The organism is Mesobacillus zeae, assembly GCF_003570705.1.
Lineage (GTDB): Bacteria > Bacillota > Bacilli > Bacillales > Cytobacillaceae > Mesobacillus_C > Mesobacillus_C zeae.
Window position 1 is genome coordinate 109,415 of the sequence record NZ_QWVT01000002.1, and the last position, 19,578, is coordinate 128,992.

At 43.0% G+C, this 19,578-nt stretch carries 24 protein-coding genes and 1 pseudogene; 9 read left to right on the plus strand and 16 right to left on the minus strand.

Annotation, left to right across the window (positions count from 1 at the left end; all coding sequences use genetic code 11):
- The first annotated feature begins 42 nt into the window (after positions 1 to 42).
- A complete protein-coding gene (locus D1970_RS01030) occupies positions 43 to 219 on the plus strand; it encodes an asparagine synthase (protein ID WP_119111018.1) in 177 nt (58 codons plus the stop codon).
- Positions 220 to 254: 35 nt separating this feature from the next.
- Here D1970_RS01030 and D1970_RS01035 read toward each other — a convergent pair whose 3' ends face one another.
- Positions 255 to 863, minus strand: a complete 609-nt coding sequence (locus D1970_RS01035; RefSeq protein WP_119111019.1) for a DedA family protein — start codon at positions 861 to 863, stop codon at positions 255 to 257.
- Positions 864 to 1,054: 191 nt separating this feature from the next.
- Between D1970_RS01035 and D1970_RS01040 the strand changes: the two genes are divergently transcribed.
- Positions 1,055 to 1,432 carry a YuzC family spore coat inner layer protein gene (locus D1970_RS01040; protein WP_119111020.1) on the plus strand — a complete coding sequence of 126 codons (378 nt, stop codon included), beginning with the start codon at positions 1,055 to 1,057 and terminating at the stop codon, positions 1,430 to 1,432.
- A 62-nt stretch (positions 1,433 to 1,494) separates the two neighbouring features.
- On the opposite strand, the gene D1970_RS01045 is transcribed toward D1970_RS01040, so the two are convergent.
- The 4 genes from D1970_RS01045 to D1970_RS01060 all read right to left on the minus strand — a co-directional run bounded on the left by D1970_RS01045 (position 1,495) and on the right by D1970_RS01060 (position 5,458).
- Positions 1,495 to 1,704 carry a hypothetical protein gene (locus D1970_RS01045; protein ID WP_374978527.1) on the minus strand — a complete coding sequence of 70 codons (210 nt, stop codon included), beginning with the start codon at positions 1,702 to 1,704 and terminating at the stop codon, positions 1,495 to 1,497.
- 139 nt (positions 1,705 to 1,843) lie between these two features.
- Positions 1,844 to 3,157 carry a Na+/H+ antiporter family protein gene (locus tag D1970_RS01050; RefSeq protein WP_119111022.1) on the minus strand — a complete coding sequence of 438 codons (1,314 nt, stop codon included), beginning with the start codon at positions 3,155 to 3,157 and terminating at the stop codon, positions 1,844 to 1,846.
- Between the two features lie 354 nt (positions 3,158 to 3,511).
- Positions 3,512 to 5,017, minus strand: coding sequence for a leucyl aminopeptidase (locus D1970_RS01055; protein WP_119111023.1), 1,506 nt, complete (start codon positions 5,015 to 5,017; stop codon positions 3,512 to 3,514).
- A gap of 60 nt (positions 5,018 to 5,077) precedes the next feature.
- Complete coding sequence (locus D1970_RS01060) at positions 5,078 to 5,458, minus strand: DUF309 domain-containing protein (RefSeq protein WP_119111024.1); 381 nt, start codon at positions 5,456 to 5,458, stop codon at positions 5,078 to 5,080.
- Positions 5,459 to 5,579: 121 nt separating this feature from the next.
- Between D1970_RS01060 and D1970_RS01065 the strand changes: the two genes are divergently transcribed.
- On the plus strand, positions 5,580 to 6,053 hold the full coding sequence (locus tag D1970_RS01065) for a divergent PAP2 family protein (RefSeq protein WP_119111025.1): 474 nt from the start codon (positions 5,580 to 5,582) through the stop codon (positions 6,051 to 6,053).
- A 17-nt stretch (positions 6,054 to 6,070) separates the two neighbouring features.
- Entirely contained in the window at positions 6,071 to 6,850 is a 780-nt protein-coding gene (locus tag D1970_RS01070) for a cobalamin-binding protein (protein ID WP_119111026.1), read from the plus strand.
- 44 nt (positions 6,851 to 6,894) lie between these two features.
- Here D1970_RS01070 and spsC read toward each other — a convergent pair whose 3' ends face one another.
- From spsC to D1970_RS01090, 5 genes are all read right to left on the minus strand, one after another.
- Positions 6,895 to 7,557 (minus strand): stationary phase survival protein SpsC, encoded by a 663-nt coding sequence (gene spsC / locus D1970_RS01075; protein ID WP_119111082.1) that lies wholly within the window; start codon positions 7,555 to 7,557, stop codon positions 6,895 to 6,897.
- A 180-nt stretch (positions 7,558 to 7,737) separates the two neighbouring features.
- Entirely contained in the window at positions 7,738 to 8,028 is a 291-nt protein-coding gene (locus D1970_RS01080) for a YuiB family protein (RefSeq protein WP_219915722.1), read from the minus strand.
- 188 nt (positions 8,029 to 8,216) lie between these two features.
- Positions 8,217 to 8,339, minus strand: coding sequence for a YuiA family protein (locus D1970_RS22120; protein ID WP_181213372.1), 123 nt, complete (start codon positions 8,337 to 8,339; stop codon positions 8,217 to 8,219).
- A gap of 151 nt (positions 8,340 to 8,490) precedes the next feature.
- Positions 8,491 to 8,973, minus strand: a complete 483-nt coding sequence (locus D1970_RS01085) for an NUDIX domain-containing protein (RefSeq protein WP_119111028.1) — start codon at positions 8,971 to 8,973, stop codon at positions 8,491 to 8,493.
- A gap of 63 nt (positions 8,974 to 9,036) precedes the next feature.
- Positions 9,037 to 10,263: an NAD(P)/FAD-dependent oxidoreductase gene (locus D1970_RS01090; RefSeq protein ID WP_181213373.1), complete on the minus strand. Its 1,227-nt coding sequence runs from the start codon at positions 10,261 to 10,263 to the stop codon at positions 9,037 to 9,039.
- Positions 10,264 to 10,657: 394 nt separating this feature from the next.
- Here D1970_RS01090 and D1970_RS01095 point away from each other — a divergent pair, with 394 nt between their 5' ends.
- Entirely contained in the window at positions 10,658 to 11,650 is a 993-nt protein-coding gene (locus D1970_RS01095; RefSeq protein WP_119111030.1) for an NAD(P)/FAD-dependent oxidoreductase, read from the plus strand.
- A 429-nt stretch (positions 11,651 to 12,079) separates the two neighbouring features.
- On the opposite strand, the pseudogene D1970_RS01100 reads toward D1970_RS01095, so the two are convergent.
- The 3 genes and pseudogenes from D1970_RS01100 to D1970_RS01110 all read right to left on the minus strand — a co-directional run.
- A pseudogene (locus D1970_RS01100) lies at positions 12,080 to 12,184 on the minus strand (iron-sulfur cluster assembly accessory protein); the annotation flags it as partial.
- Positions 12,185 to 12,344: 160 nt separating this feature from the next.
- Positions 12,345 to 12,635: a YolD-like family protein gene (locus D1970_RS01105; RefSeq protein WP_181213374.1), complete on the minus strand. Its 291-nt coding sequence runs from the start codon at positions 12,633 to 12,635 to the stop codon at positions 12,345 to 12,347.
- Between the two features lie 426 nt (positions 12,636 to 13,061).
- The gene (locus D1970_RS01110; protein WP_119111032.1) at positions 13,062 to 13,241 is read right to left on the minus strand and encodes a hypothetical protein; all 180 of its coding nucleotides are present in this window, start codon (positions 13,239 to 13,241) and stop codon (positions 13,062 to 13,064) included.
- A 178-nt stretch (positions 13,242 to 13,419) separates the two neighbouring features.
- On the opposite strand from D1970_RS01110, the gene D1970_RS01115 reads away from it, so the two are divergent.
- Positions 13,420 to 13,614 carry a transcriptional regulator gene (locus D1970_RS01115; protein ID WP_119111033.1) on the plus strand — a complete coding sequence of 65 codons (195 nt, stop codon included), beginning with the start codon at positions 13,420 to 13,422 and terminating at the stop codon, positions 13,612 to 13,614.
- A 589-nt stretch (positions 13,615 to 14,203) separates the two neighbouring features.
- Positions 14,204 to 14,911 carry a DNA alkylation repair protein gene (locus tag D1970_RS01120; RefSeq protein ID WP_119111034.1) on the plus strand — a complete coding sequence of 236 codons (708 nt, stop codon included), beginning with the start codon at positions 14,204 to 14,206 and terminating at the stop codon, positions 14,909 to 14,911.
- Positions 14,912 to 15,402: 491 nt separating this feature from the next.
- Here D1970_RS01120 and D1970_RS01125 read toward each other — a convergent pair whose 3' ends face one another.
- Positions 15,403 to 16,677 (minus strand): IS110 family RNA-guided transposase, encoded by a 1,275-nt coding sequence (locus D1970_RS01125; RefSeq protein WP_119111035.1) that lies wholly within the window; start codon positions 16,675 to 16,677, stop codon positions 15,403 to 15,405.
- A 298-nt stretch (positions 16,678 to 16,975) separates the two neighbouring features.
- Between D1970_RS01125 and D1970_RS01130 the strand changes: the two genes are divergently transcribed.
- The gene (locus D1970_RS01130; RefSeq protein WP_119111036.1) at positions 16,976 to 17,386 is read left to right on the plus strand and encodes a hypothetical protein; all 411 of its coding nucleotides are present in this window, start codon (positions 16,976 to 16,978) and stop codon (positions 17,384 to 17,386) included.
- A 547-nt stretch (positions 17,387 to 17,933) separates the two neighbouring features.
- On the opposite strand, the gene D1970_RS01135 is transcribed toward D1970_RS01130, so the two are convergent.
- Positions 17,934 to 18,296, minus strand: a complete 363-nt coding sequence (locus tag D1970_RS01135; RefSeq protein WP_119111037.1) for a HesB/IscA family protein — start codon at positions 18,294 to 18,296, stop codon at positions 17,934 to 17,936.
- A gap of 224 nt (positions 18,297 to 18,520) precedes the next feature.
- Here D1970_RS01135 and D1970_RS01140 point away from each other — a divergent pair, with 224 nt between their 5' ends.
- Positions 18,521 to 19,225: a DUF2225 domain-containing protein gene (locus D1970_RS01140; protein WP_119111038.1), complete on the plus strand. Its 705-nt coding sequence runs from the start codon at positions 18,521 to 18,523 to the stop codon at positions 19,223 to 19,225.
- A gap of 88 nt (positions 19,226 to 19,313) precedes the next feature.
- Here D1970_RS01140 and D1970_RS01145 read toward each other — a convergent pair whose 3' ends face one another.
- A complete protein-coding gene (locus D1970_RS01145; protein ID WP_119111039.1) occupies positions 19,314 to 19,553 on the minus strand; it encodes a YuzB family protein in 240 nt (79 codons plus the stop codon).
- Positions 19,554 to 19,578: the final 25 nt, after the last annotated feature.

Consider the following 19,578-nt stretch of genomic DNA (forward strand, 5'->3'; position numbering starts at 1 on the left):
TTGTCCTGATGGTCAAATGATCATATCCGAGGTAAATAAAGCATGAATTCAGTCCGTGAAGGCTTAATTCCTACTGTGCTTGGAACTGCCGTAACAGCTGCAGGCTATGCCATAAAACAAAACCGCAGGGTGGACAGCATGCTATCGAATACTGTTGTCGGATTCGGCCTTGCACATATCGTCCTTGGAGCCATTGATTTATTTGAACACAGGCAATAAGCAGTTCCCAAATAAGGGCGGGAGGATTCCCGTCCTTACCTGTCAAGGACTCTCGACCCGCTGCGCCGTTTTCTTCTGAAGACTAACACAGCCGCTGTCAGCAGGGCAACTCCTAAAAGAATGACTCCCGATTCACCCCCGAACTTCAGTAACCTATCCATATTATCTCCAAATAAAAATCCAAGCGAAAAGACCACCAAGAGCCATGTTAGCGAACCCGAATAGGAAAAGAGCGCAAATGTGCGAAACCGCAATCCTCCCATTCCATATAAGAATGGAATAAAGTTTCGTACACCAGGAATGAAATAGCTGAAGGACAAGGAAAAGGCATGATATTTCTCCATTAATCTAAATGATGATTCCAGTGATTTTGAAAATTGCTTGTTCTTCTTCAAGATTTCGAGTATTCGCTTCCCCACAAGCCTTCCAAGCAAATAGCTTGTCGTAAGCGCAAAAATGATTCCCGTGTATGTAACTGCAAACGCAAGCAAGGGATGAAACACTTCTATTGAAGAAGCGAAACCGACTCCCATAACTATCACTTCATTGGGCAGGGGCACACCAAAGACACCTAACCACAGCCAAAAAAACAAGCCGAGGTACCCATTCTCTGCGATTAATTCCATGACGAGGTCTAAATCCATTCAGGCCCCTCCCCTGTATTGCCCTTCCACCATAATTTATGGGAATTCTTCAAGTATATGAATAAACAGTTCGCCATTTTCCGAAAAATACCCTCTTTTTTGCAATTGAAACTCTGTAGTTTCTCCCACATACATGGAAGGGGGTCTTCATATAATGAAAATGCCCTATATAAAATGGGAGGAGAGAATAAATGAGATATTTTCATCATTTCAGAAGCGGATACCCTCGGCAATATATCCAGCCCTTTTACCAGCGCCGCCCAGTCTGGAGGGCTTTTCCTCCTGTCAATACCGCACAGTTTCGCCAGTCGGCTGGTGTATCTTTGGCCCTGTTTCAGGATGCACGTAAAATAATGGAGAAAATTTCGGCTTCCCCATCATTTTCTTCCAGAATCATGAGCGCTGCACAGGAATCAAAGCATTCAGCGGTTGAAGGGCTAATCCTTTCAACTGGAGTCAGGAACAAGCCCTCCCTCTCTTTTAACCCGGACGGCTTTACCATTCATTTTACCGGAAGGAAGAATAATAGGCCTTCTGCAGAGCTGACTATACAATTAAGATGGCGGTAAGTGGTTCTTATTTATAAAAAAACAGCCCTTTCTTTAAAGAGCTGTTCTAAAAAACCTTATCGCTAGTATGGAACCCCTCCATAGGGAGAAAACGGGTACGGCTGATACGGCGGGTATGCCGGGTATGGCTGAAAGGCAGGGTATGGCGGCGGGTAAAACGGCCGCGGTGCAAAAATAGCACTGCCAACAAGCCCTCCCAGCAAGCCTCCGAGAAACGGCCCTCCAAAGAAAAACCGGCTGTCTCCTCGATAACCGGGGTATAGATTCCTCATATGATGCATCCTCCTCCTCTTCTTCCTACACTATTTCATATGCAGATGGGCCTTGAATGGAGTGGGCATCTGTCCGCGGACATGGAGTTTTTGCCTATTTAGCTACTTCATCCAGAAAAAAAGCAGTCAAAAAGTAACGCTACAAAACCATTGCTGCAATCCATCCGAAGACAATGAGCGAAATGTTATAGTGGGTGAAAGTAGGGACACAAGTATCCCAAATGTGGTTATGCTGGCCATCCGCATTCAGGCCCGAAGTCGGTCCAAGCGTACTGTCAGATGCTGGTGAACCAGCATCCCCGAGCGCTGCCGACGTTCCGACAATCGCAATAGTAGCCAGAGGGCTGAAACCAAGTTGAATGCATAGCGGCACAAAGATTGTGGCGATGATGGGAATTGTAGAGAAAGACGAACCGATCCCCAATGTGACAAGCAAACCTACTAACAGCATAATCAAGGCACCTAGCGCCTGATTATCCCCGATCATGCCTGCAGCCATCGTGACAAGGCCTTCAACATCACCAGTCTCCTTAAGGACAGCAGCAAATCCAAATGCCGACAGCATCACGAAACCTATGAATGCCATCATCTTCATTCCATCCATTAAAAGACTGTCGGCCTCACGCCAATTGACAGCTCCGCTTAAATATATGACACCGATACCCGCAAGCGCTCCAAAAATCATTGAATCAAGCATGATCTGAATAGCCAGCGCTGCAATGATTGCGAGTACTGAAAAAGCAATATTCTTTCTCGAATAAACCGTCTTTTCAGTGGTTATCCAATCGTGCTGCACATAGCTTCTTGGTTTCCGGTAACTAATGAAAACAGCAATGGCCAATCCAACAATCATGCCGATCGCAGGGATCAGCATAGCATCCGGGATATCCTCCATTTTTACAGACAGGCCGCTGTCCGCCATATTCTTCTGGAGGATTTCATGAAATATCTTTCCGAAGCCCGCCGGGAGAAACATATATGGTGTAATCAGCCCAAAAGTAATAATAGAAGAAATCAGGCGTCTGTCGATTTTCAGTTCGTTAAAAATAGTCAAGAGTGGCGGAATGAAAATTGGAATGAATGCAATGTGGATCGGAATCAAGTTCTGTGAAAAAATGGCCATCATTAGAATTAGAAAAATGATAAGGACCTTTGAGTAGGCCCTTCCCTTGGCTTCTCCGCTTCTTCCAATGATTTTAAGCATCCATTCTACAAGCAGATTTGGAAGCCCTGTGCTGGAAACAGCCACTGCAAATGCGCCAAGGAGTGCATAACTCAAGGCAACAGAAGCGCTTCCTCCAAGGCCCTCTGTGAAGACTTCAATTGCATTTTCAAGACCAAGCCCTCCTGTTAATCCTCCTATTAGCGAAGAAACAATTAAGGAAATAACCACATTGACACGCAAAAGGCTTAATACTAGCATGACAAGGACTGCAATAATTACGGCATTCATGATGTAAGTCCTGCCCCTTTCTCTATACTTTAGTTTGGTAAATTGGTAGAGAGTTAAAATATAAATATAAAATTATCATAGGCTTATTTTTCTGTCAATGAATTTTCACTGGGGATTGTATCCTTTAAGAGAAGCCGGCTGGTGCTTTTCCAGCAAGTGGCATTCAAAGTGGTATTTTACACAAATTGATTATTGGTTTGATAAGACGAGTTTTGGGGCGAGTTGAACCCTTTTTACGCGAATATCCAAAAACCTCCCTAGATCTTAATTAACTTTGAAAACCGGCAAGTAAACTGCTCATTTGCTGAAACGCAAAAAAACCGGCTACAACAGCAGCCGGTTTTTCACATTTGCTTATGAAATTGGTTCAAAACGTTCAACCAGAAGGGCCAGTGTTCGGGCCATTACTCCAGTTGCACCTGCCGGTCCGAGGTCATGCTCTTTCTCAGTAGTAGCTGTTCCGGCGATATCAAGATGGACCCATGGTGTGCCTTCAGCAAATTCACCAACAAAAGCACCACCCATAATGGCGTGTCCCTCGCGTCCAGGCGAGTTATTTAGATCGGCAATCTTGCTGCCTCTCACGCGCTCGATGTCTTTTTCAAACAATGGAAGCCGCCAGATTGGCTCTCCGGCTTCATTGGAAGCTTCAAGAACCTGCTCAAACCAGCCCTCGTTGTTCGTGAGTGCACCAGTGATATCTGTGCCGAGCGCAACTACAACGCCGCCCGTCAAAGTCGCTACATCGACAAGGTAGTCGGCTCCATGATGCTTCGCATAGGTTACGGCATCAGCCAGCACAAGTCGGCCTTCAGCATCAGTATTCAGCACTTCAATTGTTTTACCGCTCATCGACGTGATCACATCATCTGGTTTAAATGCGTTTCCGCTGATCATGTTGTCTGTTGAAGGAATGACTGCAACAATGTTTTGCTCCGGCATCAATTCACCAATTATTTCCATTGCCCCAAGAACAGCGGCAGCCCCGCCCATGTCGGTCTTCATTCCAACGATTCCGTCCTTTGGTTTAATGGAATAACCGCCGGTATCAAAGGTGATGCCTTTGCCTACAAGACCGATGACATCCTTCCATTCCTCCTTGCCCTGATATTTAAGAACAATCATCTTCGGAGGCTCTAAAGAGCCTTGGTTGACAGCCAGAAATGCACCCATTCCAAGCTTCTCCATGTCTTCTTTTTCAAGGATTTCAGATTCAAACCCGTATTTGTCTGCAAGCTTCAGCGCATAATCGGCCATAACAGATGCTGTCAGCATATTTCCTGGAAGGTTGACTAGCGTCCTGGTTGAATTCGTTGCGCTGCCAAATACGTATCCGACTCTCAGTGCCGCTTCAACATCCTCTTGTTCTTCTACCTGGGAATAAACTGTCACGTTCTCCAGTTTCCTGTCTGGTTCATTCGACTTTTGTCTGTAGCTTTCAAATTCGTATGTCGCGAGAGCCATTGCTTCCCCAAGGGCATAAGCAGCATCAAGCGTGCCAACTTTATCAGTCGCAAAAGTATCAAGCAGAATGGCTGCCTCAGACCACTTTTCATGCTTGGTAGACTTGAGCAGCTTCCCGAATGATTCCCTCAGCAATTCGAAGGTCAGCTCTTTTTCATGCCCTAGGCCAAGGAAATATAGTCTCTTCGCCCCTATCTTGCCAAAAGTATGTATTTTTGATACCGTTTTCTTTTTTGTGCCAATATCCCCGCTTTTTACAAGCTCCTGCAGCTGACCGCCAAAGATTGCATCTGCTTCTCCCTGTAAACCTTCAAGATTGCCTGTCCGGTTGAAAATCCCCATTGCGAGACATTCCCCCGCAGCTGAGAAATCAAATTCTCTTTTTACATTAAACAATGTCTGTCACCTCCATAATATAGTTCTATTATATCTGAACAATAGTATTATTTCGACTTGCTAATCATCCTCGAGAAATAAAAACAGGGAAGGTAGCACCGGCAGACTGCCAATGGCTGAATACGGTATTGCATCTATATCTTCTGGTATAATAAAAAGGCAATCCTGAATGAAATTCACCACCTTTTCAAGGTCCAGCCCCCAATGGCCTGGCCTGTAAGGCTGAAGATATTCCAATGCTACATACATCATTACCCTTGCTCCTTTTACATTGCCATAGCTGTAATGATAAAGAGCAACAGTCATCTGGAGGAGTCCTTTCAAAAATAAATTTCCCTTCTCCTCCATCCACATATCTTCAAGCAAATCATGGCATGTATAATAATCACCCTCATTGAAACGGATAAAAAACTGGTAATATTCCATTGGATAGTCCTGCATACTTTCACTCCCATCCTTCCCGTTAAAAACAGCATAACAAAAGACCTGCTCCCAGGTCATGATCCAGCTCGTTAAGGGTATAAATGTAGAGAACAATCCTAATTTCAGAGGGGGTTACGTCATGGACTTATTTGAAAATTTTCCTTTATGGGTGTCCTTTGCAGCCATTTTCTTCGCACAATTCATCAAGGTCCCCATCCAGTATATCGCTACAAGGCGTATTGACTGGTCCCTGCTTACCAGTACCGGCGGCATGCCAAGTTCTCACTCCGCCGCTGTGACAGCTCTCGCTACAGGCATTGCTCTTGAATCAGGCCTTGATTCACCTGTATTCGCCCTATCAGCCATCTTTGCGGTCATCACCATGTTTGATGCAAAAGGTGTACGCAGGCAGGCTGGTGAACAAGCCATTGTCCTTAACCGGCTCGTCTCCGACTTCAACAGATTCGTCGAGGAGGCAAAAGAATGGCCAAAGAAACCAGAGCAAGAAAAGAGAAAAGAACTAAAGGAACTTCTTGGCCACAAGCCAATTGAAGTATTCTTCGGCGGGCTGACTGGAATCGTATTAGCATTAGTCCTGCACTCCATCCTATAAGGCGAAAGGAGCAAAACATGAAAATCATATCAATTTGCCCAAGCAACACTGAACTGATCGAATATCTCGGACTTTCGGATAAACTCATTGCTGTTGATGACTTTTCCGACTGGCCCGATTCCATTAAAAGCCTTCCGCGTCTTGGCCCTGACCTATCCATTAACCTTGATCTTGTGGACGAGTTAAAACCAGATCTCGTCCTTGCCTCCCTTAGTGTCCCTGGCATGGAAAAGAATGTGGAAGGGCTGAAACAGCGTGGGATTCCCTACATCGTCCTGAACCCACAGTCATTACATGATATTGAAAATGATCTGGTTCGTACCGGGGAGGCTCTTCAGGACCCGGAACGAGGGAAGGAAGCAGCCGCAAGGTACAGGGAAAAGCTTGAGCATTTGCGTACGCAGGGGAAAGAACAAATGATAGGGCAGAGGCCATCTCTATACTGGGAGTGGTGGCCAAAGCCTGTTTTTACTCCAGGGCGGATTAATTGGCTGACAGAGATTTCCGAAGCTGCTGGAGCAAGGAACCTGTATGATGATGTTGAGCTTGCAAGCATCCAAACAAGCTGGGAGGATGTACTAAAACGTAATCCTGATTATATTTGCGTGGCATGGGTGGGAGTCAGAAAGCAAAAAATCAGAACAGCCCAAATAACGAAGAGACCCGGCTGGCAAGCGCTCGAAGCCGTTCAAAAGGAAAGAATCTTCATCCTTGAGGAAGAATTGTACTGCAGGCCCTCCCCAAGACTCCTGGACGGACTTGAAAAACTGCTGAACCTTTTAAATGAGAACCACTAATGTAAAAAGGCAGGCCTTCTCTGGCCTGCCTTTTTACATTATTTTCACTCGCTAATATACTGCTGCCGGAATACTTGCATCGATTCTTCTTCATTCAGCTGCTGCAAGTCCGTTTCAGTCAGCTTTCCGCTCCCCATCTTTACAATCGATGCTTCAATCGTTTTTTTGCCCCATTTTTCAAATACTTCTTCAACCGTATCGTAATACAAATCGATTTTATTGCCTTTAATCGCTCCGCCTTTATCAGCCACCACACCATATCCGTAGCCAGGTATGAAAAGGATGGTACCTATTGGAAATACGTTTAAATCTGCTGCAATTGTGGAATATAAATCACGTTTCACCTTGACTCCCGAGAAAGTAATTCCATACTCAGGATGGCCTGGATTTTTTCCGGTCGATTCGACACCCGCTGTATATCCTGTAGCTATAATGGTGGTTTTTTTATATTTCGACCAGTCGATTGAAGCTTCTAAATCAGGCGGTGTTTCAGCAACAGCCTTGCTGGATGAGATTTCCGTTCGTGCTGCTGGAACCTTCTTCAGCCACTTCAGCGCAAGGCCAACTGCCTTTTTACCATGTTTTGTATATGTAGATTCATTTTGTTCTGAGCTGTCTTGATTGATATACGAAGCGAGTGACATTGCATCCACTCCTGAAATGGAATGATACGTTGTCAATAGGGCTGCAAGGAATAGCACTGTCATGACAGAGCGCCTTGCCCATATTGTTAATATTTTCTTCAAAATTTTTCACTCCTCCCAAAGCTATTAATTTCCCAACAAAAAAGGAAATATGCAAAAGGAGCAAAAAATAAGTCCCAGGACCTATTTACTTACCAATATACATCCATAATAAAAAAAACAGCTTCACAATTGGAAGCTGTTTTAAAACATCTGGTATCCTTTTTTCCTAAGCAGCTTTATAATGAAACCTGCTGCAAGTGCACCTGCAAACCCACTGGCCAATATCATAAGGTCTGCCGGCGCAAGGTTCCCGAATCTGTTGCCTAACTCACTGAAGGACTTACCGCTATTTTTGAAGTAATCAATGAAGCGGACTTTGTCGACAATAAAAATGGTCACGATAGGATAAATAATCGCCATGACCCACGACATCCTTAAAAGCATATTTAGCAGAAAACCAATTCCAAAAAAGAGCACGAAAAAAAGCAGCATTGAGATAATCAATGTAACAACAGTCAGTCCCACTAGAAATTCCCCCTATAAACAATCATTCCTAGTTTACTTGAATGCTGAAAACTCCGTCAAACATTACGCTGTCTATGCAGCTCCTCTTTTAATGCGGAATATACTTTTTACTACAAAAAAAGAAAACCCTGTATGCCACAGGGCTTTCATCCGTTTTATTTTTCCTTGCCGGAACCGCTGCAACAAGTGCAGGTTTCCGATCCACCAAGCAATAGCTGGAAATACCCCTTACCTGAACAGTATGGGCATTCATTCGATTCGCTCTTTTGATGATTCATTCTACCGGCTCCTTTTGGTTGAATTTTCTGATAATATATCAGATTTCACCTTGAAAAGGGAAATGCCATATTCTCGAAAAAACACTAAATGGAAGCGTATACAGATTGAGTTTCCTCTGAATATCTCTGTCTTCCTTATAATTTCAGAAAATTATAAAAATAGTTTATATGCGATGTATTGAAAATGGCTGCCTGGGTCAACTCCATTTATTGCAGGCTTAACGGATGATTCCTTCAGGTTAAGCAGATACTGAAGCATAACAGAAGCTTTTTCCTCCCGGATTAACTCCTCGGGCAGCATATATTTTGCTTCTGAAAGCTCGGTTTCCTGGATGGTAATACTATTGTTTTCCTCAGGCTCCATTAGGAAAATCACCATATTATCGCTGATTTCACTTCGAATGACACCTGTCCTGAGGCCAACCATTCCTTTGACTGTGCAGCATACCCCAGTTTCTTCCCTGACTTCCCTGACTGCAGCTTCATCTACCGTTTCACCTTCATTAACAAACCCTGCCGGAAGCGACCATACACCCTTCAATCCACCGTACTTTTTCTTGACGACCAGCCATTCCCCATTTTTTGAAACAACAAGGCCTGCAGCCCCTAGCCACACATTTCCTCTCCCTGCCATACAAGACTCCCCGCTTCTTAAGAATGTTGAAAAAAACAGGCCGTATGCCGGCCTGTCGTTTTGTTAAAATATATTGAATTTCCCTTTTTTAAGGACTAACGATGGTCCCCCAAGCATATAAAGGGCACGGTTATCGATCATTTTCTTCATAAATGATGCCTTTCCGCCGACCATCTTCTTGCCAAATGCAATGCCGATTGCGTCATCGTCGCCAAGGGAACAAACAGTTCCTTTAATGTCTGGGGTAAATGTCTCAAGATCATTTTTGCCTCGTGTCAGCGCCGCAAGGTTCCTTGCGCACACTTCGCCTTGCTGCATAGCAATCTGTGCGGTTGGAGGGAATGGGCGATTGATCTCTTCATTAATGATCAAAGCGCAGTCTCCTACTACAAAGACATCGTCATGGCCTGGAGCCCTCAAATCTGGCTGGACTTTTATGCGGCCGCGCATCGCTTCAAATCCAGATTTTTCGATCACGGAGCTGCCGCGCACGCCAGCTGCCCAGACAATTGTTCCAGCTTTGATTTCTTCCACTTCATCTTCGCCTTTTCCAACGATAATTCCTTCAGGAGTTGCCTCTTTGATCGCTGTTCCGATACGGAACTCGACTCCTTTTTTCTCAAGCTGGGAAACCGCATAATTAACGAGTTCAGGGTCAAAGCCTGGGAGTACCATTGGCGCTGCTTCTACGCAAATAATTTTCACCTTATGGAAGTCGACATCGTACTCACGGCAAAGCTCAGGAATACGGTTTGTCAATTCTCCAAGGAATTCGATACCTGTAAAGCCGGCACCACCGACAACAATTGCAAGGCGCTCGTCTTTTTTCTCTGCTTCCATATTATATGTCGCAAACTGGTATTCAATATGCTCCCTGATTTGTCGTGCTGAATTTACGCTGACAATCGAGAAAGCATATTCCTTAAGTCCTTTGATCCCGAATGTTTCTGGCTCGGCTCCAAGGCCGACTACAAGGTAGTCATAAGCAAGCTCTCCATTTTCAAGGATGACTCTTTTCTCTTCAGTTTTAATTTCTTCAACAGTGCCCTGGATAAACTCGATCTTGTTGCGGTCAATTACATCGCGGATCTCATAGCGTACGCGGTCATGGTGCAATGTTCCGGCAGATGCTTCGTGCAGCCATGTTGTTTCATAATGATAGTCATTCTTATTGACAAGCTTAATGTCGGCCTCGTTAACCCCAACCGTTTTTTGCAGCTTGGCAGCTGTCATAAGCCCGCCATAACCTGCTCCTAAAATCACGATTTTTGGCTTTCTCACAGTGATCACTTCCACCCTTTTTAATTTTTATTTTGTTTTGCTTTTTCTTATTCTTCTATGAAGCTGAATTATATGATGAATATCGCAAGAAAAAGAATGTGATTCTCTTCACTATAAGTGACAAAAAAACGTGCGAAATTTGTCACAAAAAATTAACATTATTATCTATCTATTATGATATTCTTTTTTTGTTCCTTTTTCAAGGAAATAAATATATGCTGAAACTTCACAATTTTCCGATATAAATGTAGAATTTTAGACTGCTATCAACGACAAAATCCGACCTGATTTCCCCACTTTATCCAGCAATTGTGTGATGTATATCAGGTTTTATTTTTTTATTTTATGTTATTATAAAATAAAGTAATTTTTGATTTTTTCCATTTGGTGAGGGGGATACAGAGTGAAAGAAGATCAGAAGGTATATGACATTACGATTATTGGCGGCGGCCCTGCAGGTTTGTTCACTGCTTTTTACGGCGGCATGAGACAGGCATCCGTCAAAATCATTGAGAGCCTTCCGCAGCTTGGCGGGCAGCTTTCTGCACTTTATCCTGAAAAGTACATATACGACGTTGCAGGCTTCCCAAAAGTACGGGCACAAGAGCTTGTGAACAATCTTAAGGAACAGATGGCAAAGTTCGACCCTGTAGCGGTCCTTGAACAATCTGTCGAAAAATTGGAGAAGCTTGAGGATGGAAGCTTTAAGCTAACCACTGATAAAGAAATCCACTATTCAAAGACAGTGATTATCACTGCCGGAAACGGAGCCTTCCAGCCGCGACGTCTCGAGCTTGAAAGCACTGCCGGATATGAAGGGAAAAATCTTCATTACTTCATTGATGATTTGAGCCAGTTTGCTGGCCAAAATGTAGCCGTCCTTGGGGGCGGTGACTCTGCTGTTGACTGGGCGCTCATGCTTGAGCCGATTGCAAAGCAGGTCACCATTATCCACCGCCGTGATAAATTCCGCGCACATGAACACAGTGTAGAAAACCTGCATAATTCAAAAGTGGATATCAAAACACCTTATGTACCTGAAAACATTATTGGGAATGAAGAAAAGATCACCGGGCTTGTCCTGAAGGAAGCAAATGGTGAAGGAACAGTCACGGTTGATGTGGATGCAGTCATCTGCAACTTCGGTTTCGTTTCCTCCCTTGGGCCAATCAAGGAATGGGGACTGGAAATCGAGAAAAATTCCATCGTTGTCAATTCCCGCATGGAAACCAACATTCCGGGAATTTACGCAGCAGGCGATATTTGCACATATGAAGGAAAAGTCAAACTGATTGCCTGCGGTTTTGGTGAAGCACCAACAGCCGTCAATAATGCAAAAGCATTCATTGACCCTAAAGCAAAGCTACAGCCGCTCCACAGCTCTTCAATGTTTTAATAGAAAAGCGGCGTTTAGCGCCGTAATAAAAAAAGATCCCAGGAAGCATCTTGCATCCTGGGATCTTTTCTGTGAATTACCAGCTGGACCTTCTGCAACCGCAATTGCGTCTTCTAGACCTAGCTTCGTCCCGAGCTCCTGCAACACGAAGGTCATTGATCAAGCACCGGCGTACAGCCCTGCAGAAGTTTCTGTCTTGAGCACCGCCAACTTCATCTCTTCTATTGCACCCCATTGTTCATTCCTCCTTTCTCTGTTGTTCTTGCTTACGTTATATCCTATGCAGTCGGTGGACAGGTTGTCGAGGCATACGGCCATATACTGGTGAAATGTGTGTCTGTCCTTGGCTTGCTTGTTTACAAAAGATAAACCCCCTGCTCAGGAGTCAGCTCCTAAACAGGGGGGTTCATCTTAAAATTATGAATACAATCAGCACTCCTCTGGCGTTCCCGACTCTGTAGCCGTCCGGAATGACGAACCACAGCCACAAGACGCGATGGCGTTCAGATTGTCGATCGTGAATCCTCCGGCAATGTTTGCGCTAGCTTAAACGTAGTAATATCAACGGTTTGACCGTGTTTATGACGATTGTTTTTGTTCGGTAGGATTGTTAACACTGCTCTTTCAAGCGATGGTATTCGTTAATTCCATATAACCCAAACATTGGCGGGAATACAAGTCTCAATCGTATGTTTTATTCGACAACCTTGACGCCAACTATATCCGCAAAGGCAACGCGCACCACCACGCCGTCCTTCGTTTTCAGTCGTACCTCTTTCCGCACATGGTCGATAAAATGAGCCCGGCCCTTTTCTTCGCAGGTGAACCCGTCTGTCCATTTCCTAATTATCAACGGAAAATTAAACTCCATCGAATATGCAATGCAACTTTCCATTTCTGTGATTTGATATTCGTCTAGCAGCGGCTTTGCCTGGCGGAGTTCGTCTATTGCCAGTTCGTGTAGCAACGTCCTATGTTCTGGCATGAATGCCGCTGGTAGCCATTTTAATAAACCTCGGTCACGTATCGTCATATCCGATCATCTCCCTTCGTATATTATAAACGAATGTATGTTCGTATTCTACATAAAAAAATCCCCAGCAGGTCGCCGAGGTTGTTCGTAGATAGCCATGATACTAAGAGTTCTATCTTCATTGCTCGTGGAATACCACGCATCGCAAATCCTTAAAATTCACTTTAATAAAAATTATTTTATTTGGCTATTATCAGATTTGAACAAACAAAGCTTTGATACTTTAGAAATAGAGACATTAATTGAGTATGTTGAAATTGGACTCAATAGAGCTACTATAATTTCTAAGGCATTAAAGGCTCACCTTTCAAGAATTAGAAAATATAGTTTACGCTCCAAAAAAATGCGCCCCGACCGTAATGGCCGAGGCGTTTTTATTTATTCGTCCGGTTTATTCGGATTATGCTTCGTAAAGAAAAACGCAGTTATCGAAGAAAATGCGCCAACCAGTACGCCTATAATCAGATATGTCATGTCGCTATCATTTCGGAACATAACCAGCGAAGCTGTCAGCACGAACAGCAGCGCAAATGAAAATATATACTCGAATTTTTTCATGTTATTTTACCCTCCATTCCGCAGCCTGTTCCGCTGTTAGTGTCCGTTGACGTGGGTCGAATTTATTAAAAGCTTCTTTACATTTAACATATGCGTCTGAGCTCTCATCGAACGGGCCGTCTGCCTGTCCAATATGTCTGTTTTTTGCGCCGGGTATAAAAACGTCAGGTGTTCGATTATGTTTGGCCGCTGGATGGACCGTGAAGGCATTGCGCAGATGGACATCGAGCAGAGGGCGAAGCTGGGACGTGCCACCATTTCGAGGTTATGTAACGATTTTGACTATACGCCAAAGTACGAAACTATTACGAAAGTGAAAAAGGCGCTGAAGGAGGTCGGCAAGAGTGTCCCGGATGACTATTTCGGGACGTGATCACGTTTTTTTACCCCCGAGTTTCAGGGCGCACGTCCACTGCGACCACGTAGCCGATGTAATTGACGTACACCAACGCGCATAAGAACCTGAAAAGTAGCCGATTTGTAACATTATTTAAGGCGCCACATGCTCGCTGTCTAGTAGCGACCCATGCGCCAGTCTTTGCCGCCAATCTAAAAGTGTACAAAGGCGGTAACAGTAATGAAGATGAACAATAATATCTTTACTTTTTCAACTAATAGCTGTGTTGATCGGGGAAGGATTAACGCCCTTTTTGTTGAATTCCTTATTCGGAGTTTAAGAGTCGTGTTTTATTTTTGACTAACAATAGAGCTATTTAATGGAGTAATACCTTGATTCTAAGTGTTGGAAGCAACTGTAACAGAAGGCATTGTAAAAACATTGTTTTTCTTACCACCAGTTCGAGAACATGGTGCCAACATGCATTAAGTGGATTCCTACATAACACTCATGCGCTTAGACGGTAGTTTTGCTGACAAATGATAGTTTGTTATAGGATAATGGTGATGTATTTTATGGGCAAAATATTAGGGAAAAAACTCCAAAAAGAAGGAAGTGCTAAACGATGAATTTAGAAATGGTTATGCAGGAGCTTGAAGCCCTTGGCAAGGAACGAACGAAAAAAATGTACATATCCAATGGTGCGCATGAGCCGCTTTTTGGCGTGGCTACAGGCGCTATGAAACCAATCGCAAAGAAAATAAAAATAAGTCACCGTTTAGCTCAAGAGCTTTATGCCACAGGGAACTACGATGCAATGTACTTTGCAGGCATTATTGCAGACCCAAAAGCCATGACTGAGTCGGATTATGATCGTTGGATGGATGCTGCGTATTTTTATATGCTGTCCGATTTTGTAGTGGCCGTAACTTTATCAGAGTCAGATATTGCACAAGAAGTTGCTGATAAATGGATCGCAAGCTGTGAAGAGATGAGAATGTCAGCGGGCTGGAGTTGCTACTGTTGGCTTTTAGGGAATCGACTAGACGTTGAATTTTCAGAAAGCAAGATTTCCAATATGCTTGATATTGTGAAAAATACGATTCACGATTCGCCAGAACGAACGAAATCCGCTATGAATAATTTCCTATACACCGTGGGGATTTCATATTTGCCGCTCCATGAAAAGGCAGTCGAGACCGCAAAAGCAATAGGTACAGTAGAAGTCAAACGGGACAAGAAAAAAAGCAGTTTCCTAAATGCTTACGAAAGTATTCAAAAAGCAGTCGATAAAGGAAAGCTTGGTTTTAAACGCAAGTATGTAAGATGTTAAAATTAGCCTCGCATCGCGAAACGATCTTCAATTATCCAGGGCGTTGATTCAACAAGGATTTATCGCTATTTTTGTTGAAATACTTAAACTCCCTCAGTTAGATACGATTATCTCTCGAATACTCACTTATTCGCAGGATTTCAAATCACTTGAAAGAATAGTAGGGGATAGATTGAATGAGTTTGAACATTATGGCTACATGAAGGTGTACTTTAATAAAGGATTTACTACTAAATCCAATGATATCCATATAATGTACGTTTTCTCCACGCTACCCCTGGAGGTTTTCACTCCCATGTCTCAACGGGTCAAATGCCCTCTCATTCCTTCGTTACACCTATCCAAGTGGTAGAGGCCGGTCTTTCTAACGGAACGGGTCTGAGCCCTTTTGTACAATAAATCCGGTACTCGTACTTTCTTTGAAATCCTACGAATAAGGCAGTATTTGAAAGGTATTAAACTTAAAGTGTTTCTTTAATATCAACTAATCGTTAGGCAGCTATTGGCGTAATCGATTGTATCTTCTCAGAACGATAAGAATCATTCTTTCTAGCCATTCCTACTAATACTCTTGCAAGTTTATGGATTAATTTCATTATCGATTTCATTTTCTTCATCTTCTTCACGTTAACATTATTAGCGTGCAGCTCTTTAAAATCAGGGTTGTTCATGACAAGACTCATAGTCGCTAAATACAGAAAGCGCCGTAAACGAGATCTGCCGCGCTTAGAAAGGACAATTTGTCCTTTCCATTTACCTGAACTTGCCTCGGAGAGATGTAATCCAGCATGGCGCAATAGAGAATTACCATGCGCAAAACCACTGAGATCACCTGATTCTCCAAGAATGCCTGCAAGTGCAATTTCACTAATTCCTTTGATGGCAAGCAACTTTTTTGCGAAAGGAATTTGTTTAAGTAGGGAAGTGACTTCCTGTTCAACTCGTTCAAGTTGCACAGTGGCTAAATCAAACTCTTCAATTAACTGTTCCAAGTGTAGTTTATAAGCATCGAGTGCTTGTCGAGTGCCGACTGAATGCACAGCTAATTCAATTAACGCTTGTGCTTTTTTTATCCCAGGTTGTCTTTTCATTTGGGATTTCCAGCCTTCAACGACATCGACTGGTTTCATGGAGCGAAGTTCAAGTGGTGTAGGGAATAGGCGCAGAGTCGCCATAGCTCCTTTGCCTTTAACATCTTTGAATACCTGTCGAAGTTCTGGAAAAACAATATCGACCCAACGGTTGATTTGATTGATGGCACTAACAAGTCTCTTAACCGTCATATCACGGTTAGACATTAAAACTCTTAGTTTTTCAAAGGTCTCAGAACTATGGCGAATAAAGGAATAATAACCATTCTTGACCATATCAGCGATGACGAGAGCATCTTTTTTATCGCTTTTCGATCGGCTATTATCACGGTTTTCTTTATTCTTTTTTACAAGATGAGGGTTAACAGTAACTGCTTCAATGTCTTGATCATAAAGCCATTTTGAAAGGTTAATCCAGTAATGTCCTGTAGGTTCCATCCCTACGATAGTTGAAGAAAAGCCTCTTAAGGTTTTTAACTGGTTTATCCACTGAAGTAATTTAGCAAAACCTTCTTCATTATTTTCGAATGTAGGTGGATCTCCCACTATTATTCCACGGAAATTCACAGCTCTGGCCACATGTAATTCTTGTGCAATATCCACACCAACTACAAGATGGCTATCTGATATTCTCTCTATTAGTTGATTTTGTTTGTCCTGCATTTTAAACTTCATAGTAAGGGTTCCTCCTAAGGGGTTTGAGTTAGAGTGGTGTCTATACTCATATCTTACTGAGGGACCTTATTTTATTCAAAGTTGAGAATTAGCTATCTACAGGAATTCTAACGGGGCGTTTAGTAGAAGAAGAAAGATGATCTCTTTTTTATGTCGCACTTGAACCAAACTCTGCAATAAACAAGTTTGAAGGAGGAAAACTAATAACAAAATTTAAGTTTGACCACAGCGAAGGTCAGCACAGAAGCATTAGATTCACATAAAATAAAGAAAAATTTGGGTTCTGGGGTTGACACTAATGGAACATTCCAAAAATAAAAGCAATAATAGACAAGATTTCGACGATAAAAAAAGTAAAAAAATTTTAGAACTCGAAAAAGAAGTTGAATTGGGACTGTGGATTCAAGTAATGGGTCAGATTATTGAAATTAAAGGTTTATCAGGGCTTTTGCATATTGAGGAAGATGCAAATTCAACAGGGGAACAACAAATACTAACTGGTGCTTTGATTAGGACGATTGGTCAAATATTAGAGGCTATTTCTGTATCAAGTCAAATAGGAGAAACCGATATAATAAAACTTCTGCAAGAACAAAAACTTGCTATTACAGGAGATTTGCTTGTGTCAATTGGTTCAGCTTATGAAGTAGTCGGAGGAATCCATGTACTTCAAGAGGAAATAGTTAAAACACCTCGCATTGTTCCTTAAAGAAAATGACCAATTTGACACTTTGTAAAAAAGTTAACATTCAGTTAATAAGGAGAAATATGTATTACGATACTGATATAAGTTTCAGATTTAGCTTTAAAGGTTACTTCACAGTTCGAAGATAATATGCAGTTAGAAGGGATGGTGCTTGTTCAACTAACGCGTGCTTTTGTTTAATAAGGATTGTGAGAGACAGGGATCGTCCTATCACGGACGCCCTCGGAGCGCTTTCCGGAAATGGTTAATCGATTGCTTGTCCGAGTGTAAGTTGCGGATAAGATTTGGATGAATTAGCGAGTTTATTGACGCGGTTTCGCTTATTTAACGCCAAAACAAAAACGACCTCCCCTATCGATTAGATTTCATCGCTAAGAAAGGTCGTTATTAACAATCCATTTCAGCCCGTTTAAGGGTTGTTTTTATACCGTTGGGGAGTTGTTTCATGCGGATTTTACGCCGCAATCTTCAATCATCCGCCAATGTTTCCGGGTAGCTTATCGAAGTAATATCCCGGAGTCAAAATCGTCTCAAAACGTTGATATACCACCTAGCACTCCTCTGGCGTTCCCGACTCTGTTGCCGTCCGGAATGACGAACCACAGCCACAAGACGCGATGGCGTTCGGATTGTCGATCGTGAATCCTCCGCCCATCATAGATTGCTTGTAATCAATTACAGTCCCTTTCAATGCCGGAGCACTGGTTTTGTCAATTAAAATTTTGATTCCGTGCTGTTCCAGCTCACTGTCGCCTGGCTCTACTTCATGTGCGAATCCCATCCCATAGGACAGGCCGCTGCAGCCTCCGCCCTTTATGGCAACACGCAAAAACGCGTTTTCTTCTTCATTTTGTTTCATCATATCTTTAATCTGCAGTGCAGCAGCATCTGTTATTGTAATGATTTGTTCCATTATGAATCCTCCTGTTAATGGATTTCCTTACTAATTACAGTATATACACCATGCTGTTGTTCCTCAACCATCGAGATTCAATAAAAATTTAGATGCCTTAATTAGTGCCCACTCCTAATAAGGTACAAAGAACTATTTTGTCAAAAAAACGAGGCTTATCATAAAAGACATTGGTATAATCATAGTATAAACATACTATTTTACACTGTAAAGAAGGTGCAAACATGGCGGAAATCGAACCTCTTTATGATAAAAAATGTTCATGCATATTATGCGGAAAACAGTATACCTCAAAGAAAATCCGTTCACGTTTTGTTAAAACAACAAGCATTGATACTGACTTTGCTCCAGTTTATGCTGATCCTGAAAATAATCCGGCTCTCTATTATGTTTATGTCTGTCCGCATTGTGGCTTCTCTTCCACAGAGGAATTCAGTCCATTTTTCCCGCCGGGTACGAAGGAAGAACTACAGGATAAAGTGTGCAGTCACTGGAGACCTCATGATTACAGCAGTAAAAGGAACATCATGACTGCAATTCAGACGCTGAAACTTGGGGCCTTTTGTGCAAGCCTGAAAAAAGAAAAGCATATTGTCACCGGAGGGCTCTATATCCGTACAGCCTGGCTGCACCGCAGTCTTGGTGACAAAACGCAGGAACACCGCTTTCTTAGTCTTGCCTGCGGGGAATATGCGAATTCCTACAGCAAAGGCGATTTTAAAGGCAGCCAGGTTTCCGAAACGCGCATACTTTACTTGCTTGGGGAGCTTTCTCATAGGCTTGGGAAGCACCAGGATGCTGTTCGCTATTTCTCAAAAGTAATCGAGAATCAAAAACAATCCCTTGAGCCGACTATTGTCCGAATGGCAAAAAACCGCTGGCATGAAATCAGGGAAGATGAAAAAGCAGCATTGCCGAGACAAGACTGAAACGATTACCTTTCATTGTCCATTTCGTTATACTTCATAAAAAGAGCTGGAGGCACTGCATTTGCAGGCTCTCCAGCTCTTTTATCTATTAAAACATCGGGTTTTCATCGAGGTATTCATATACTTTTTTGACCAGTTCATCAGGCGAATCGGCAACGACGGGCTCACCATTTACCAGGGCAAACAAGGCACGGTCGCACTTGCCACAGTATCCCAGGCAGCCGTATTCAATTATATCAAGATCAGGGTCCCTTTCAAGCTGTTCCCTGGCCTTTTGTGACCCGTTTGCCAGATTGCTGATGCAAAACTCAATAATCGGCTGAATCATGTTCTCCCACCTCTCTACTAATATT

What these genes read in the sequence shown, in the direction of transcription:
- D1970_RS01030 (WP_119111018.1), top strand. Translation starts at nt 43, where the DNA reads ATGAATTCAGTCCGTGAAGGCTTAATTCCTACTGTGCTTGGAACTGCC.
- D1970_RS01035 (WP_119111019.1), bottom strand. Translation starts at nt 863, where the DNA reads ATGGATTTAGACCTCGTCATGGAATTAATCGCAGAGAATGGGTACCTC.
- D1970_RS01040 (WP_119111020.1), top strand. Translation starts at nt 1,055, where the DNA reads ATGAGATATTTTCATCATTTCAGAAGCGGATACCCTCGGCAATATATC.
- D1970_RS01045 (WP_374978527.1), bottom strand. Translation starts at nt 1,704, where the DNA reads ATGAGGAATCTATACCCCGGTTATCGAGGAGACAGCCGGTTTTTCTTT.
- D1970_RS01050 (WP_119111022.1), bottom strand. Translation starts at nt 3,157, where the DNA reads ATGAATGCCGTAATTATTGCAGTCCTTGTCATGCTAGTATTAAGCCTT.
- D1970_RS01060 (WP_119111024.1), bottom strand. Translation starts at nt 5,458, where the DNA reads ATGCAGGACTATCCAATGGAATATTACCAGTTTTTTATCCGTTTCAAT.
- D1970_RS01065 (WP_119111025.1), top strand. Translation starts at nt 5,580, where the DNA reads ATGGACTTATTTGAAAATTTTCCTTTATGGGTGTCCTTTGCAGCCATT.
- D1970_RS01070 (WP_119111026.1), top strand. Translation starts at nt 6,071, where the DNA reads ATGAAAATCATATCAATTTGCCCAAGCAACACTGAACTGATCGAATAT.
- spsC (WP_119111082.1), bottom strand. Translation starts at nt 7,557, where the DNA reads ATGACAGTGCTATTCCTTGCAGCCCTATTGACAACGTATCATTCCATT.
- D1970_RS01080 (WP_219915722.1), bottom strand. Translation starts at nt 8,028, where the DNA reads ATGCTGCTTTTTTTCGTGCTCTTTTTTGGAATTGGTTTTCTGCTAAAT.
- D1970_RS22120 (WP_181213372.1), bottom strand. Translation starts at nt 8,339, where the DNA reads ATGAATCATCAAAAGAGCGAATCGAATGAATGCCCATACTGTTCAGGT.
- D1970_RS01085 (WP_119111028.1), bottom strand. Translation starts at nt 8,973, where the DNA reads ATGGCAGGGAGAGGAAATGTGTGGCTAGGGGCTGCAGGCCTTGTTGTT.
- D1970_RS01105 (WP_181213374.1), bottom strand. Translation starts at nt 12,635, where the DNA reads ATGCCAGAACATAGGACGTTGCTACACGAACTGGCAATAGACGAACTC.
- D1970_RS01110 (WP_119111032.1), bottom strand. Translation starts at nt 13,241, where the DNA reads ATGAAAAAATTCGAGTATATATTTTCATTTGCGCTGCTGTTCGTGCTG.
- D1970_RS01115 (WP_119111033.1), top strand. Translation starts at nt 13,420, where the DNA reads ATGTTTGGCCGCTGGATGGACCGTGAAGGCATTGCGCAGATGGACATC.
- D1970_RS01120 (WP_119111034.1), top strand. Translation starts at nt 14,204, where the DNA reads ATGAATTTAGAAATGGTTATGCAGGAGCTTGAAGCCCTTGGCAAGGAA.
- D1970_RS01125 (WP_119111035.1), bottom strand. Translation starts at nt 16,677, where the DNA reads ATGAAGTTTAAAATGCAGGACAAACAAAATCAACTAATAGAGAGAATA.
- D1970_RS01130 (WP_119111036.1), top strand. Translation starts at nt 16,976, where the DNA reads ATGGAACATTCCAAAAATAAAAGCAATAATAGACAAGATTTCGACGAT.
- D1970_RS01135 (WP_119111037.1), bottom strand. Translation starts at nt 18,296, where the DNA reads ATGGAACAAATCATTACAATAACAGATGCTGCTGCACTGCAGATTAAA.
- D1970_RS01140 (WP_119111038.1), top strand. Translation starts at nt 18,521, where the DNA reads ATGGCGGAAATCGAACCTCTTTATGATAAAAAATGTTCATGCATATTA.
- D1970_RS01145 (WP_119111039.1), bottom strand. Translation starts at nt 19,553, where the DNA reads ATGATTCAGCCGATTATTGAGTTTTGCATCAGCAATCTGGCAAACGGG.